Below are 15,836 nucleotides of genomic sequence, written 5' to 3' on the forward strand. Positions count from 1 at the left end.
AACACCGGCATCACCCCACCAACGAAGATCAAACCAGCGAGTTGATTATCGGCGCGCCCTCAACGTCCGAATCTTCCCCCGTCACACCTTCCACCCAGCACGAACCATGATCCGGTTTCAGTGGGTAAGCAAATACGAGCCCACCAGAACCGGCCTTGCCACTCACGAGGCCGGTCACCTACTCGCGGTCCGCCTTGATGATCTCGAAGAGGCTGGTCCACGAGCTGCGCCCGTGTCCCGCGGCGATCGCCCGGTCGTAGTGCGACTTGACCGCCTCCGGCAGGGCCACGTCGATCCCGGCGTCCCGGCTCGCCTGCACGATGTGGTCGGCGCTCGCGCCCATCATGATCACGTCGGCCTCGTCTCCGGGGTGGTCGCCCTTCTCGATCTGCTCGACCGCGGCTTCCAGGTAGAAGCCCATCATCGCGTAGTTGTCCTTGGCATACGGGATGAACTTCTCCAGCGGTACCCCTGCCGAACGCACCAGCGCGCTCGCGTGCATGAACGCCGAGAGCGAGTTCAGGAAGATGTCCAGCTGCGCCTGGTAGAACAGCTGCGCCAGCCGGACGTCCTCGCCGAGGAAGTCCGCGCGCCCGATCAGCGCCAGGGCGTCGCGGTGCTTCTCGAACACGTCGGCGGGACCGCTGTAGAAGACGTACGCCTCGTCCTTGCCCACCAGCTCGGCAGGAACCATTACGCCGCCGGCGATGAACTTCGCGCCGCGGGCCTCGACCCATTCGGCGGCTTCGCGGGTCTTCTCCGGGGTGTCCGAGCTGAGGTTGACGATCACCTTGCCCGCCAACGAATCCTCGGCCTTGCCCAGGATGTCGTACATCGCCGCGTAGTCGGTGAGGCTCAGCAGCACCAGGTCCGAAGCCGCCACCGCGGCCGCCGGAGTCTCGGCGCGCACGGCACCAGCGGCGACAACACCGTCCGCGCGGGCGGCGGTGCGGTTCCAGACGGTCACTCCGTGGCCGTTCTCCAGGAGTACCCGGACCATGGCCTGTCCCATCGGGCCGAGTCCGATCAGTGTGATCATTGTATTTTCCTTACTTCTTGAGGAGTTCGATGACGCCGATCAGGTCTTCGGCGCCGTACCCGGCCGCGACCCGCTTGTCCATCAGCGGCTGCAGCGGGGCGAGCAGTTCGGCGCTGACGCCTTGTTCCGCCGCGGCTTTCGCGAGGTTCGGGTAGCCCGCGGCCTGCATCCCGATGTTCGACACGACGTCGGTCACGTAGTCGCCGTCGTCGATCTGCTCGGCCGCGCGCTCCAGGAAGCCGCTCATGGCGTCCATCCAGCCGCGAAGCAGCGGAGCGAACTCCCTCGCCTTGACCCCGGCCGAACCGACCAGGGCGTAGGCCTGGATGACGCCGATGAAGTGCCCGTACATCCCGCTGAGCAGCGCGAGGTCGTGCAGTGGCGCCAGCCCGGGGTCCGCGCCGAGGTAGTTGACGCCGCCGAAGGTGTCGAGTGCCGTCCGGGCGCGGCCCAGGACGGTGCCCGAGCCGCTGTAGAAGATGAACGACGCGGGAGTGCCGATCATCGGCGGGACGGCCATGATGCCGCCGTCCAGGTACTCCGCGCCCGATTCCTCGGCCCAGGCGCCCATTTCGCGGGCCTGGCCGGGGGTGCCGTTGGTCAGGTTGATCAGCTGCCGTCCCGCGAGCCCGGCCGCGACCGGGTCCAGGACCTCGTGCACCGAGTCGTAGTCGAGCAGGCAGGCGATCACGATCTCGTTCGCCGCGAGAGCCTCGGACACGGTCGTCGCGACCGTGGCTCCCTTCGCCGCCACACCCTCGGCGCGGCTCGCGGTCCGGTTCCACACGGTGACCGGATGCCCCGCGGCCAGTAGTGCCTCCACGAGCGCGGTTCCCATCGCGCCCAGCCCCAGTACCGTCACCGGGGTCTTGCCGTGTTCGCTCATGGGACCACCGTGACGCCGCCCGCGCACGGATCGCTGCGGGTCCGCGCACGACGTCACGCACGGTGCGCACGAACTTGTCGGTGCCCCGCGCTAACGTCGGTTTCGTGCGTTTCGGACTGCTGGGACCGCTCGCCGCGTGGACGACCGCGGGCGAGCCCGTCGTCGTGCCCGAGGCGAAGGTCCGTCTCCTGCTGGCCGGCCTGCTGAGCCGTGAGGGCAGGGCCGCGTCGGTGGCGTCGCTGACGGACGATCTGTGGGGCGAGCATCCGCCGGGCAACCCGGGCAACACCCTGCAGACCAAGGTCTCCCAGCTGCGGCGCGCCCTCGAGCGGGCCGAGCCGGGCGCACGGGAGATCGTGACGCATCAACCCGCCGGGTACGTCCTCGCTGTCGAGCCCGGTGATCTGGACGTCCACCGGTTCCACGCGCTCACCGCCCGTGCCCGGAACACGGTCGACCCGCGCGCTCGCGCCGCGCTGCTGGCGGACGCGCTGACGTTGTGGCGAGGGCCCGCGTATGCCGGATTCGAGGACGAACCCTTCGCCGTGGCCGCCGCGCAGCGGCTGGAGGAGGAAAAGCTCCTCGCCGAGGAGGAGCGCGCCGAAGCCCGGCTGGCTCTCGGCGAACACGATGTCCTCACCGGGGAACTGGCCGGTCTGGTCTCCCGGCATCCGCTCAGGGAGCGGCTCCGCGGCCTGCTGATGCGTGCGTTGTACGCCGCCGGGCGGCACAGTGAAGCGCTCGAAACCTATGCCGAGCTGCGGGCCCGCCTGCGTGACGAGTCCGGTCTCGAGCCGGGGCCGGAGCTCGCCGCCCTCCACCAGGCCGTGCTCACCCGGAGCCCGGATCTCGAACCCGTCCGTGCCGCCGAGCCGGTGCGCGGCAACCTGCCGGAGTCGCTGACCGAGCTGATCGGCCGCACGAGGGCGGTCAAGGAGGTCGGAGCGCTCGTCACCGACGCGCGGCTGGTCACCCTCACCGGCCCCGGCGGGGTGGGCAAGACGCGGCTCGCCATCGAAGCCGCGTCGAAGCTGGCGATGGCGGACGGCACTTGGCTGGTGGAGCTGGCGGGCCTGGACAACGTCGAGTGCCCGACGTGCCCGCCGGAGGATCTGGTCGCCGTCGTCCTGACGGCCGTGCTGGATCTCCGCGAAGAGGCCACCTCGGCCAAGACGCTGACGCGGTCGCTGGCGGATGCCTTGCGTGACAAGGAGATCCTGCTCGTCCTGGACAATTGTGAGCAGGTCGTCGAACCGGTCGCGGCGCTGGTGGAGCGGCTGCTCGTGGCGGCGCCTCGTCTGCGTGTGCTCGCCACCAGTCAGGAGGCGCTCGGCCTGCCCGGTGAGCAGGTCTGGGCGGTTCCGCCGCTCGAACTTCCCGAGCAGGCGGATTTCGCCACCGTACGGGAATCGAGCGCGGTCCGGCTGTTCGCCGCCCGGGCCGCGGCGGCCGCTCCAGGGTTCGCGCTGGACGCCGAGAACGCGGCCGTGGTCGCCCGGATCTGCCGCACGCTCGACGGCATCCCGCTCGCGCTCGAACTCGCCGCCACCCGGGTTCGGACGCTCGGCGTGCACGAACTCCTCGCCCGCCTCGACGACAGGTTCGGCCTCCTGTCCTCCGGCAGGCGGGGCGGACCACGACGTCAGCTGACCCTCCGCGCGATGATCGACTGGAGCTGGAGCCTGCTCAGCGAGCCCGAGCAGGTCGTGCTGCGCAGGCTCGCCGTCCACGCCGAGGGCTGCGGGCTGGACGCGGCCGAGTCGGTCTGCGCGGGCGGCGGGATCGCCTCGGCCGACGTCTTGGACCTGCTGTCCCGGCTCGTCGACCGGTCGCTGGTGGTCAGCAGGCCGGGCAGGTCCGGCGAGCCGCGGTTCCGGCTGCTGGAGTCCGTTTCGGCGTACGCCCTCGAACACGCCGAACAGGCTGGCGAACTCGAAGACCTGCACCTGAGGCACGCCCGTTTCCACGTCGAACTCGCCGAACGCGGCGACGCCGGGCTGCGCGGCAAGGAGCAGCGGCGCTGGCTCGACAGGCTCGACGCCGAGGGCGCCAACACCAGGCGCGCGCTGGAAACACTGTTGCGCCAAGGCGAGCACCGGCTCGCGTTGCGGCTGGTGAACGCGACGACCTGGTTCTGGTTCCTCCGCGGGCGGCTCACCGAGGCCCGACGCTCGCTGAACCTCGCGCTCGACACCGAGATCACCACCGGAGACGAGCACGCGCAGGCCCTCGGCTGGTGCGCCGGTATCGCCGTGCTCGACGGCACCTGCACCGAGGTCGCGGCGGAGGAAGCCTTATGGGACATCACCGATCCCGTGGCGCGGGCCCGGATGCTGTGGTTCCTCGGGTACGCGTGGTCCACAATCGGCGACCTGTGCCGGGCGGAGAAGCTCACACTCGGCGCGCTGGAAACCGCCCGCGAAATCGGCGACGACTGGAGTGCCGCCGCCGCGCTGAGCGACAGGGCGAGTCACCTGATCGCCGGCGGCGACCTCACCGGCGGCGGCCGGATCGCCGCCCAGAGCGCCGCGATCTTCGACGGCCTGGGCGAGCGCTGGGGCTGGCTGCAGGCGTCGTTCGTCCTCGGCATGCTGGCTTCGATCGCCGGGGACTACGAGCACGCCGCCCGAGTCCACCGGGAGAGCCTTCGCCGCGCGGAGGAACTGGAGTTGTGGCCGGAGGTGGCCTACAAACTGTCCTGGCTCGGCCGGACGGCGCTGCTCACCGGCGACTTCGAAGGCGCGAAAGAGTTCCATGAGCGGGCCAGGACGTTGGCCGTCGAGCACAGCTTCAAACCCGGCGAGGTCTACGCCGAAACCGGGCTCGCGCTCGGCGCACGACGCCAGGGCCTGTTCGAGGAGGCGGAGCGGCGGCTGCTGTCCATTCTGGACTGGCATCGCCGGGTGGAGTCCGAAGCGGGCAGCACGCTGATCCTCGCCGAACTCGGGTTCATCGCCGAGCAGCGCGGGGACGCGGCCAAGGCGAAGCGGCTCCACCTGGACGGCTTGACGATTGCACGTCACGGCGAGGATCCCCGCGCGATCGCCCTCGGCCTGGAGGGCTTGGCCGGGGCGGAAGCGGCCGCCGGCTCGTATCGCCTGGCCGCGCGGCTGCTGGGCGCCGCGGCGGCCTCCCGGGAATCGGCGGGTGCTCCCCTGCCGAAGGCCGAACGCGCCGACGTCGACAGGATCACCGGCGGCATCGTCGAGGCACTCGGAGAAAACGCATTCTCCGAGGAGAGCGTGGCGGGCGCGGCGGCGCGGATCGATCAATTGGTGACCGACAGTCAATGACCGGGTACCCGCGTCACCACAATGGACCAAGCATTTACTTCACGTCGGCAACAAAGGGTGATTTCTTTCTGTCGCCGAGCCGCCCTGACCGGTAGCGTGCGTATCCATGCGGGTGAGGTGGGGGGCTTCCGGCGGGCCCAGGGTGACAATGCCGTGGCGAGCGGCTCCGCGGGCGGCACTGAGCAGCCCTCTGACTTTGATCATCGCCGCGGTGACGGCGTTGCTGGCCTGTTTTCTCGGCACCGCCGCCATCCTGCAGGCCTCGGCCGCGGGCGGCGCGGCTGTCGACTACCAGTCCGGCCTCGCGTGCCCGGACTACTACGGGCCGGTCTTCAACAAGGACAACGTTCCCACCGAGGTCGCTCCGCAGGTCATCGACTCGGTGCGCCGGAACGCTCCGGCGCACGGTTTCGGCGCACCGGTCACCTCCCGCTATACGCCGTACCTCCTCGGCACCGAGTTCAACGGCGTCCCCTACTACAAGGTCACCGTCGCCCACCGGGACCAGGCGGTTCCGGGCCACCTCGAAGTGGCCGACGGGACGGCGGGTGCCGGCGGACTTTTGCTCGGCACCGTCGTGGCCAAGGCGGAGGGGATCAAAAGCGGGGTCATCCCGAAGTTCCAGGGCGCCCCGCTCCCTCCGGTGACCGGGCTGTACCGCGACCTTTCCGACCCGGCGCCGCGCTGGTGGTGCTCGCAGCAGCGGAACGCCGTCGTCAGCAGGCTCGCCAACGACCCGCTCGACTCGGTCATGTTCGCCACCGACGGCAAGACGTTCGACGACGCGGTCCGTGACTTGGGTGTCCCGAAGCTCGCCGCGCTGCACATGTCGTTCTACGAGACTCCTCCCAAGACCATCAGCGAGGCCGAGGATCGGCTCGAACGGTCGAAGGCGCTCATCGCCGACGTCAAAGCGGACCTGGGCGCCCGTGGTCTCGGAGACGCGATCATCGGATCGCTGCCGTTCGAGCGTTCGGTGGAGATCAGCAACCAGGCCGAATCGAATGTCCTGATCTCGATCCTGCCGCTCGCGGCCATCAGCATCCTGGTCGGCTGCGCCGGGATCGGCACCGTCGCGCTGCAGTGGTATCAGCGTCGGCACCCTCAGCTGCGGCTGCTCTCCGCCCGCGGCAGCGCCCCGGGAGCGCTCGGGCTGCTCGCCGTGGCCGAACTCGGGCTGCCCATCGTCGTCGGCGGCGCGGCGGGCGCTGTGCTCGCTCGACTGCTACTGGGGGTTTATGGGCCACCGGGCGAGCTGGGCGATGGGGCGCTGCTGGCGGGGTCGCTCGTCGCGGCCACGATCCTGCTCGTTTCGCTCGCGCTGCTGGCAGGCGTGATCGCCGTCCGCACTCATCGGGAGTTCGAACTCGGCAGGGTCAAGTCCGGACGGCGCAAGGGAATGAAGCTGCTGGCGATCTTCCCGTGGGAGCTGCTGACCGCAGGCGTCGCCCTGCTCGGCTGGACCCGGCTCGTCGACTACGGCAAGGGTTCCCGGATCGGCAACCCACTCCCCCAGGTCGACCCGCTCGCGCTCACCTATCCGGTGTTCGTCGTGCTCACCGTCGGTCTTCTCGCCGCGCGGCTGGCCTGGCTCGGTTTGCTCGCCTCCCATCGTGCGCGGCTGTGGTCCCGGCCGGCGCTGCAGCTGGCGATCCGGCGCCTCGCCAGCGCCCGCGCGCCGGTGACCGGTGTCCTCGTGATCGGCACGCTGGCGATCGGGACCCTGGCGACCGGCATCGGCATCGCCCGCGGCCAGGAAGAGGCGCTGCAGACGAAGTCGGCCATCTTCGTCGGGGCCGAGACCAGGGTCGACACCGAAAGCATCGTCGGCACCGGGAAGGTCACGCTCCCCGCCGGTATCACCGGGAACACCACGATCGTCGGCGAGCTGACCGGCACCGGCAACGTCGTGCTGGTCGTGGATCCGCACACCTTCCGGCGCGGCACCACGCTCGGCCCACTCGACGGCGACGAGGTCGACAGGTTGCTCAACGGCTTGTCGAGCGCCGGCCCCGGTATCCCGGCGATCCGGGTCGGGAACGCCCGGAAACCGACGCTGGCGGCCGGTCTTCCCGAGGCGAGGACGATCGGCGAAGTGCCGATGTTCCCGATCATCGGCACCAAGGCCGGGTACGTGATCTCCCGTGACTCGCTCAGCGCCGCACAGCTGACCACCGTGCCCAAGTGGAGTGTGCTGTCCGGGTCGTCGATGACTCAGGTGACCGAGGCGCTGGCCTCGGTGGGGGTGGTCACGGCGGTCAACCGCGTCACCCGTGAGTCCGCGCTCGACGCGCTTCCGTTCTACGTCGTGTCCTGGACGTTCTCGTTCATGGCGCTGCTCGGTGCCGTGCTCGGGGTGGTCGCGGTGCTCTCGCTGCTGGTCGCGGTCGAAGTCCGCCGTCGGCAGAACGCGCTGGCGGGCGCCTTGGTGCTGCGGATGGGGATGCGGCCGCGCGCGCTGCTGGCGAGTCATCTGATGGAACTGGGCGCGCTCAGCGGTCTCGCGGTGGTCATCGGCGTCGCCTGCGGCATTTCGGTCGCGGGTCTTTCGGTGCCGCGCTTCGACCCGGCGACGTTCCTCGCGCCACGGTCGGCCTTGCCCAACCCGACCCCGCTCGCCCTGACCGTGCTGGCCGTCGGCGTGCTCGTCGTGGCGCTGGCGGGCTGGATCGCGATGCGTTCGGTGCGCACCGCCCGGACCGCGGAGCTGATCCGTGCCTGAGAAACCCATCTTCCGGCTGAGCGGGATCGGCGTCGACTACCAGACACCGGCCGGCACTGTCACCGGCGTCGACGACGTCACCATCGACATCCCCGCACGTGGGATCACCGTGCTGGCGGGGCCGTCCGGTTCCGGCAAGTCCACCCTGTTGCGGACGCTCGGCCTGTTCGAACAGCCCGTCCGGGGCACGATCGCCTTCCAGGGAACGGAAACCGGCACGCTGCGGCATCGCGACCGGCGGGCGCTGCGGCGGAACCACCTCGGCCTGGTGTTCCAGAACCCGACCGACAACCTGCTCGCGTATCTGAGCGTCGCCGACAATCTCCGTGCGGCGGCGGAGTCGGCCGGGACCGAGTGCCTGCCCGGCGACATCCTCGATCAGCTGGGTCTGGGCGGGACCGGTTCCTGGCGGATCTCCGCGCTTTCGGGCGGACAGCAGCAGCGCCTCGCGTTCGGCTGCACCCTGGCCCGCCGCTCGACCGTCGTCCTCGCCGACGAGCCGACGTCCCAATTGGACGAAGGTTCGGCCGACCTGGTGCTCGACACGCTGAAGTACCTGGCGGGCCAGGATTTCGCCGTCATCGTCGCCTCGCACGACGACCGGCTCATCGAACTCGGCAACCGTGTCGCGCGGATGCACAAAGGCAGGCTTGAAAAAGTCGAAGAACGGGAGGTCGTGCCGTGATGGCGGAACCCGCCCTCGAGGCCGTCGGGTTGCGCCGCCGGTTCCCCCATCCCAGCGGGGACGTCGAAGTCCTGCGCGGGCTCGAACTGCGCGTGGCCGCGGGAGAACTGGTCACCGTGTCCGGCCGGTCCGGCTCCGGCAAGAGCGCGTTGCTGGCGCTGCTGTGCGGTTTCGACTCTCCCGATTCCGGCAGTGTCCTCCTGGACGGCGTCCCGATAGCGGGTGCGCCGGCGTGGCACACCTGCGCCGTCCTGCCACAGGCGCTCGGCCTCGCGAACGAACTCACGATCGCCGAGAACGTGGCGCTGCCGTTGCGGCTCCGGTCCGACATCCCCAAGCCGAGCGCGAAGGACATCCACGCGCGGGTTTCGGAACTGCTGGAGGAACTCGGGATCGGCGACCTCGGCGAACGCTACCCTCTCGAAGTCTCATTCGGGCAGCAGCAGCGGGTCGCGCTCGCCAGGGCGGTCAGCGGGCGGCCCCGGGTCCTGCTCACCGACGAACCGACGGCCCACCTCGACGCCGGGAGCACGCCGCGGGTGCTCCGGTTGTTGCGGCGCTGCGCCGAGGAGGGCGCCGCGGTCATCGTGGCGACGCACGACGACGACGTGCACCGGATCGCGGATCGGCGGGTCCAACTTCTGGACGGCGTTCTCTCCTGACGAGCCCCGAAGTGAGATGAATGGGACTTTCATCTTGAATTTTGCGATGAAAGTCCCCTTCATCTCATCTGCGGCCGGACCTTATGGAGCGACAGGACCGGCCTTGCCGTACAGGTCGTTCCCGGCCCAGCTCACGAGATCCTGCGAAGGGCGCGAAGGCGGAACAGGCACGAAGTTCGCGGCGTCGTCGACGCTGCCGCTGCCGTCGTACTTGGACTGCAGCGGGTACGGGAACACCGGCCGGGTGCGGAAGACCTTGCCGTCGGCGTCACGTCCGGTGGCGATGGTCTTGTCCGGCGCGGTGCCGCGCTCGACCCAGGAGACCAGTTCCTTCAGCGGGTCGTACTCGGTCAGCTTGTCGCCGGTGCCGCAGTGGTACATCCCGGGCACCATGAACAGCCGCGCCCAGTCCTGCGTCGCGGCATGGCCGCCGTTGGCGCGGGTGAGCCGCTGGTAGTAGTCGAGCGTGCCCGCGGCCGGGATCGCCTGGTCGGCCCAGCCGTGCCAGATCACGAGTTTCCCGCCCGCGCGCCGGAATTCGCGCAGGTCGGTCGACATCGCGTTGGAGCGGATGCCTTCCGGGGTCAGCTTGTCGAATTCCCGTGCGGTGAAGGCGAACTTGTCGACCGACGAATGCGGTGTCCCGATCGGGTAAGCCATGTACTTCAGGTAGTTGTCGGCGAGTGCCCGCGCGAACGGGACGCCGCCGAATTCGGGTGCCGGGATGGTCCAGCCGTACCAGGACAGTTCGGAGCCGACGGTCTGGCCGCCCGGGTAGAGCTTGCGGCCGCGTTCGTCGGTCGGCGGCGCGTAGATCTTCTTCGTGGCTTCGACCTGGGCCGCGGTGAGGCAGCCCGAGTTGTCGGTGCCTGTCGGGCAGGCGATGGTGGCCGGGTCGAAGCGGCAGGTGCGCGGGTCGTCGATGGCGCCGTCACCCAGTCCGTCCGCCTTGTCGCAAGAGGACAGTGCGGCGGCGTGCAGTGCCGGGAGTTTGTCCCCGGTCAGGATGGGTTTGCCGTCGGCGCCGGTGTTCACCTTGGCGAGCCAGGTCTGGTAGACGCCGAGCAGCGGGTCCCAGTAGCCGGCGGGTGCGCCGGCGACGATGCCGTCGAAGTCGTGCGGATAGCGCTGTGCCAGCAGGAGTGCCTCGCGGCCGCCGTCGGAGCAGCCGCTGAAGTAGGACTTCTTCGGCGGAGCGCCGTAGAACGCGGTGATGAGCCGTTTGGACGCCTTCGACACGACGTGCGGTGCCCGGAAGGCGAAGTCATCGCGGGCAGCCTGGTCGTTCTCGGCCCACTTGCCGTCGTCGAAGACGAGCGGGGTCGTTCCGACGTGGCCGTCGTCGGTGGCCGCGACAGCGACGTCGCCACCGTGCGGCAGCCCGCAGTCGGTGAACGGCGGAGGAGTGACGGCGCCGCAGAACCCGCCGCAGCCGAACTGCAGATAGCGGCCCGCGTAGGTCTTGGCCGGCAGCCGCAGCTGGAACCGCACCGCCGGTTCGACGTAGCCGCGGACGTCGCAGTTCTCCTGTTCGGTCGCCGTCGCCGGCACCACGGTCGCGGTCTCGACGTGCGTGACGGCGCCGGGAAGATCGTAGGTCCGCACCAGGTCGGCGCAGGTGCGCACCGGGCGGAAAGTCGTCTCACCGGCGGTGGCCGCCGGTGCTGTGAGTATCGAGCCTGCCGTGATGAGCGCCGCCACGCCGAGCATGGACAACCGCCGCATTTCCCCACCCCAGTTTCCCTGATCGACTTCCAGTCGGATTCACTCACCCTGGCCCGGCCCCCGGAGGTTGTCCACCACGTTTCGGGAGCGCTCGCAAGGGCATCCGGGTTGTCCAGTTCGGGTCAGGTTTGTCCGGGTGTCTTGACATCGATGTCACACCCGAGTTCTTCTCTCTTGGCGCCACCGGTCCCCCGCCTGTGCGGCGCACAGCATGCCCCCGCGAGAAAGCATTGGTGCAACGATGCCCCGAAGCGTCAGACCTCTGGTCTGCAGCCTCCTGAGCGCCACGGTCGTGGCATCCGGCCTGGTCGCCCTCCCGGCGTCCGGTGCCGCCGCGGCCGAGGCCGTCCCACCGGACTTCTACTCCTCTTTCGAGCAAGGTGAACCGCAGCCGACGTGGAGCGACACCGTCGACGTCGACCCGTCAGGCAAGCCGAAGGCCTTCGGCGTCGACGGCGCGAACGCCACCACCATCCCCGGTGACATCCGCGGCAAGGTCACCGAGACCTCCGCCAACAGCGAGAACACCCCGAACGAGGGGGCGTCGAACCTGGTCGACGGCTCGACCGACACCAAGTGGCTCGCCTGGACCCCGACCGGCTGGGCGCAGGTCGCGCTGTCGGAGCCGACGTCGATCACGCGGTACGCGCTGTCCTCGGCGAACGACTTCGACAACCGCGACCCGCAGGACTGGACGCTGCAGGGTTCCGCCGACGGTCAAGCCTGGACGGACCTGGACAAGCAGACCGGGCAGAAGTTCTCCGGCCGGTTCCAGTCCAAGGAGTACCGGCTTCCCGCGGCGAGCGCGGCCTACAAGTTCTTCCGGCTCAACGTCACGAAGAACAACGGCGGCGACATCATGCAGCTCTCGGAGCTGCTGCTGGCCAATGAGGACCCGGCGCCGCCGGCGCTGCCGAACATGCGCAGCTTCGCCGACAGCGGCCCGACGGGCGGCTACACGAACAAGAACCGGGTCGGGTTCACCGGCACGCGGGCGTTCCGCTACTCCGGCAGCCAGAAGGTGCAGGGGCACGGCTGGTCGTACAACAAGATCTTCGACGTCGACATCCCGGTGGCGGCGACGTCGGAACTCTCGTACAAGGTGCAGCCGGAGTTCATCCGCGGCGACCTGAAGTACCCGAGCACGAACGTCGCGGTGGACCTGGCGTTCACCGACGGCACCTATCTGAGCCAGCTCGGCGCTGTCGACCAGTACGGTTTCGGGCTTTCGCCGCAGGGCCAGGGCGCGAGCAAGGTGCTCTACACCAACCAGTGGAACCTGGTGCGCTCGCAGATCGGTGTGGTCGCGAAGGGCAAGACGGTCGACAGGATCCTGGTCGGCTACGACAACCCGTCCGGCCCGGGTTCGCTGCAGGGCTGGCTGGACGACATCAAGGTCTCGGCGACCCCGACGCCGCCGGCGAGCCTGCGCCCGTCCGACAACGTGCTGACCACGCGCGGTTCGCTGTCGAACGGGTCGTTCTCGCGCGGCAACAACATGCCCGCGACCGCGGTTCCGCACGGGTTCAACTTCTGGATCCCGACGACAGACGCGGGCACGTTGAGCTGGATGTACTCCTACCACTCGCGCAACAACGAGCAGAACCTCCCGGCGCTGCAGGCGTTCTCCGCGAGCCACGCGCCGAGTCCGTGGATGGCCGACCGGCAGACCTTCCAGTTCCTGCCCTCGACCGCCACCGGCGTGCCGAACCCGGATCGTGAGGCACGGAAGCTGCCGTTCAAGCACTCCAACGAGACGGCGCAGGCGCACTACTACGGCGTCGACTTCGAGAACGGGATCAAGACCGAGGTCGCGCCGACCGATCACGCGGCGCTGTACCGGTTCAAGTTCCCCGGTGCGGATTCGAACCTGATCTTCGACAACGTCAACAACAACGGCGGGCTCACCCTCGACCCGGCGGGCCGGGCGATCACCGGTTACAGCGACGTGAAGAGCGGGCTGTCCGCCGGTGCGTCGCGGATGTTCGTCTACGCCACCTTCGACAAGCCGGTGACCAGTGGTTCGAAGCTGTCGACCGGTTCGGGTGATCAGAAGCGGGACAATGTCCTCGGTTACCTGAAGTTCGACGCGGGTGCCGACAAGACGGTGAACATGCGGATCGCGACCTCGCTGATCAGCGTCGATCAGGCGAAGAAGAACATGGAGCAGGAGCTTGCTCCGAACGCGTCGGTCGAGTCGGTGAGCGAGACCGCGGCGAAGGCCTGGGACGAGAAGCTCAAGGTCGTCGAGGTCGAGGGCGCGTCGAAGGATCAGCTGATCACGCTGTACTCCAACCTGTACCGCCTGTTCCTGTACCCGAACTCGGGCTTCGAGAACGTCGGCACGGTCGAGAAGCCGGTGAAGAAGTACGCGAGCCCGGTGTCACCGAAGGCGGGCCAGGACACGCCGACGCAGACCGGGGCGAAGGTGGTCGACGGCGAGTTCTACGTCAACAACGGGTTCTGGGACACCTATCGCACGGTGTGGTCGGCGTATTCGCTGCTGAGCCCGGACACGACCGGCAAGCTGGTCGACGGTTTCGTGCAGCAGTACCGCGACGGCGGCTGGATCTCGCGCTGGTCCTCCCCCGGTTACGCGGACCTGATGACCGGGACCAGTTCGGACGCCGCCTTCGCGGACGCGTATCTCAAGGGGGTCAAGGGATTCGACGTCCAGTCGGCCTACGACTCGGCGGTCAAGAACGCCACGGTGACCCCGCCGAACGGCGCTGTCGGCCGCAAGGGCATCGACGAAGGCACATTCCTCGGGTACGCGCCGAACACCGCGGACCACGGTTTCTCGTGGGCGATCGAGGGCTATGTCAACGACAACGCCATCGCGAACATGTCGAAGAAGCTCTACGACGAGGCTCCGGCGAACGACCCGCGCAAGCAGGAGTACCTGGACAACTACGGGTACTTCACCGAGCGGGCCACGCAGTACGTGAACGTGTTCGACCCGAGTGTCGGCTTCTTCCAGGGCCGTGACGCGGCGGGCAAGTTCACCCGGGCCAAGGACAAGTTCGACCCGGAGGTGTGGGGTATCGACTACACCGAGACCAACGCGTACGGCATGCGGTTCTCCGTTCCGCAGGATGGCCAGGGCCTGGCGAACCTCTTCGGCGGCAAGGCGGGGCTGGCGTCCAAATTGGACGAATTCTTCGCCACTCCCGAGACCGGCCTGAAGTTCGGCAGTTACGGCGGGGTCATCCACGAGATGACCGAGGCGCGGGACGTCCGGATGGGCATGTACGCCCACTCCAACCAGGCGGCGCACCACACGCTCTACATGTACGACTACGCGGGACAGCCGTCGAAGACGCAGGCGAAGGTCCGCGAGGCGCTGTCCAGGTTGTACGTCGGCAGTGAGCTCGGTCAGGGCTACGGCGGCGACGAGGACAACGGCGAGCAGTCGGCCTGGTGGCTGTTCGGCATGCTGGGCTTCTACCCGTTGCAGGTCGGCAGCTCGGACTACGCGATCGGCTCGCCGCTGTTCACCAAGGCGACCGTGAACCTGCCCGGCGGCAAGAAGATCGTGGTCAACGCGCCGAAGAACAGCGCGAAGAACGTCTACGTCCAGGGCCTGAAGGTCAACGGCAAGGCGCAGACGTCGACGTCGCTGGCGCATGCGGCGATCGCGAACGGCGGCACGCTCGACTTCGACATGGGCCCGAACCCGTCGTCGTGGGGCACCGGCCCGAACGACGCGCCGAAGTCGATCACCAAGGGTGACGCGGTGCCGACGCCGGCGCACGACCTGACCAAGCCGGTCTCCGGCGCGGACGCGGCGTTCTTCGACAACACGTCGCGGACCGAGGCGAAGGTCAAGGCTCCGATCCAGTACCAGGTGCCCTCGACGAAAGAGGCGGGTTCGTTCTACACGCTGACTTCGGGCAAGGGTGCGGGCGACGCGAAGAGCTGGGTGCTGAAGGGTTCGTACGACGGGAAGACGTGGGCGGTCGCGGATCAGCGGACCGACCAGGCCTTCCAGTGGCGTCAGCAGACCAGGGCGTTCAAGATCGCGAACCCGGCGCATTACGCCTACTACCGGCTCGAGGTCACCGCGACCACAGGCGGCGAGGCGTCGCTGTCGGAGTTCGAGGTGCTGGGCAAGCCCGACGCGGCGTGCACGCAGACCGTCACCGGCGAGCGCAAGGGCCCGCTGACCGTGCAGAGCGGGGTGACCTGTGTGGACGGTGCGACGGTGTCGGGTCCGGTTTCGGTGGCGCCGGGCGCGAGCCTGATCGTGCGCGGCGGGTCGATCTCCGGTCCGCTGACGGCGACGGGCGCGGCGCAGATCGTGCTGGACCGGACGAAGGTGAACGGTCCGGTGGCGATCACCGGGGCGACCGGACCGGTCTCGATCGAACTGACCGAGATCGGCGGACCGGTGGCGTTGACGGGCAACAAGGGACCGGTGCTGACTTCCAGCACGATCGGCGGACCTCTGGCGTGCGCGGCCAACTCTCCCGCTCCGACGGACTACGACCTGCGGAACACCGTCCGCGGCCCGTCCGCCGGGCAGTGCGCGAAGCTGTAGTCCTCCGGTAAGTACGTGAAGGCCCCCTTCACAGCGCCAGGCGCTGTGGGTGGATTTCAGGGGTCGTTGCAACACGGGTGATCATTTGGTGTTGGTGAGGAGTGTAGTGAGGCGCTCGGCTGGGGTGTCCCAGTCGAGCGTTTTGCGTGGGCGTCGGTTGAGTTGGGCGGCGACGGTGTTGATGGGGGGCCCAGTGTTTTCCGGACAGCTGCTTAGTTGCTAATTTTACGCTGCGAGCTGTCGGTTCAGATACTCGGCGTGGACCTCGTGTGGGGTCTTGTAAC

At 68.8% G+C, this 15,836-nt stretch carries 8 protein-coding genes; 5 read left to right on the top strand and 3 right to left on the bottom strand.

Annotated features, from left to right (window positions below; translation table 11 throughout):
* Positions 1–178: 178 nt before the first annotated feature.
* Together ACFOSH_RS33760 and ACFOSH_RS33765 are read right to left on the bottom strand one after the other, a co-directional pair.
* Complete coding sequence (locus ACFOSH_RS33760) at positions 179–1,039, bottom strand: NAD(P)-dependent oxidoreductase (protein WP_378243928.1); 861 nt, start codon at positions 1,037–1,039, stop codon at positions 179–181.
* A 10-nt stretch (positions 1,040–1,049) separates the two neighbouring features.
* Complete coding sequence (locus ACFOSH_RS33765) at positions 1,050–1,925, bottom strand: NAD(P)-dependent oxidoreductase (protein ID WP_378243930.1); 876 nt, start codon at positions 1,923–1,925, stop codon at positions 1,050–1,052.
* A gap of 104 nt (positions 1,926–2,029) precedes the next feature.
* On the opposite strand from ACFOSH_RS33765, the gene ACFOSH_RS33770 reads away from it, so the two are divergent.
* From ACFOSH_RS33770 to ACFOSH_RS33785, 4 genes are all read left to right on the top strand, one after another.
* Positions 2,030–5,218, top strand: a complete 3,189-nt coding sequence (locus tag ACFOSH_RS33770) for a BTAD domain-containing putative transcriptional regulator (protein ID WP_378243932.1) — start codon at positions 2,030–2,032, stop codon at positions 5,216–5,218.
* Positions 5,219–5,366: 148 nt separating this feature from the next.
* Positions 5,367–7,940, top strand: a complete 2,574-nt coding sequence (locus ACFOSH_RS33775; protein ID WP_378243934.1) for an ABC transporter permease — start codon at positions 5,367–5,369, stop codon at positions 7,938–7,940.
* The gene (locus ACFOSH_RS33780) at positions 7,933–8,625 is read left to right on the top strand and encodes an ABC transporter ATP-binding protein (RefSeq protein ID WP_378243936.1); all 693 of its coding nucleotides are present in this window, start codon (positions 7,933–7,935) and stop codon (positions 8,623–8,625) included. The genes ACFOSH_RS33775 and ACFOSH_RS33780 overlap by 8 nt, the downstream gene beginning before the upstream one ends.
* On the top strand, positions 8,625–9,287 hold the full coding sequence (locus ACFOSH_RS33785) for an ABC transporter ATP-binding protein (protein WP_378243938.1): 663 nt from the start codon (positions 8,625–8,627) through the stop codon (positions 9,285–9,287). Before ACFOSH_RS33780 ends, ACFOSH_RS33785 begins: the two co-directional genes overlap by 1 nt.
* Positions 9,288–9,368: 81 nt before the next feature.
* Here the strand turns inward: ACFOSH_RS33785 and ACFOSH_RS33790 are convergent, their stop codons facing one another.
* On the bottom strand, positions 9,369–11,012 hold the full coding sequence (locus tag ACFOSH_RS33790) for a tannase/feruloyl esterase family alpha/beta hydrolase (RefSeq protein WP_378243940.1): 1,644 nt from the start codon (positions 11,010–11,012) through the stop codon (positions 9,369–9,371).
* Positions 11,013–11,253: 241 nt separating this feature from the next.
* Here ACFOSH_RS33790 and ACFOSH_RS33795 point away from each other — a divergent pair, with 241 nt between their 5' ends.
* Positions 11,254–15,552, top strand: a complete 4,299-nt coding sequence (locus tag ACFOSH_RS33795; protein WP_378243942.1) for a GH92 family glycosyl hydrolase — start codon at positions 11,254–11,256, stop codon at positions 15,550–15,552.
* Positions 15,553–15,836 lie beyond the last annotated feature (284 nt).

This window comes from Amycolatopsis speibonae (assembly GCF_042647925.1).
GTDB classification, from domain to species: Bacteria; Actinomycetota; Actinomycetes; order Mycobacteriales; family Pseudonocardiaceae; genus Amycolatopsis; species Amycolatopsis speibonae.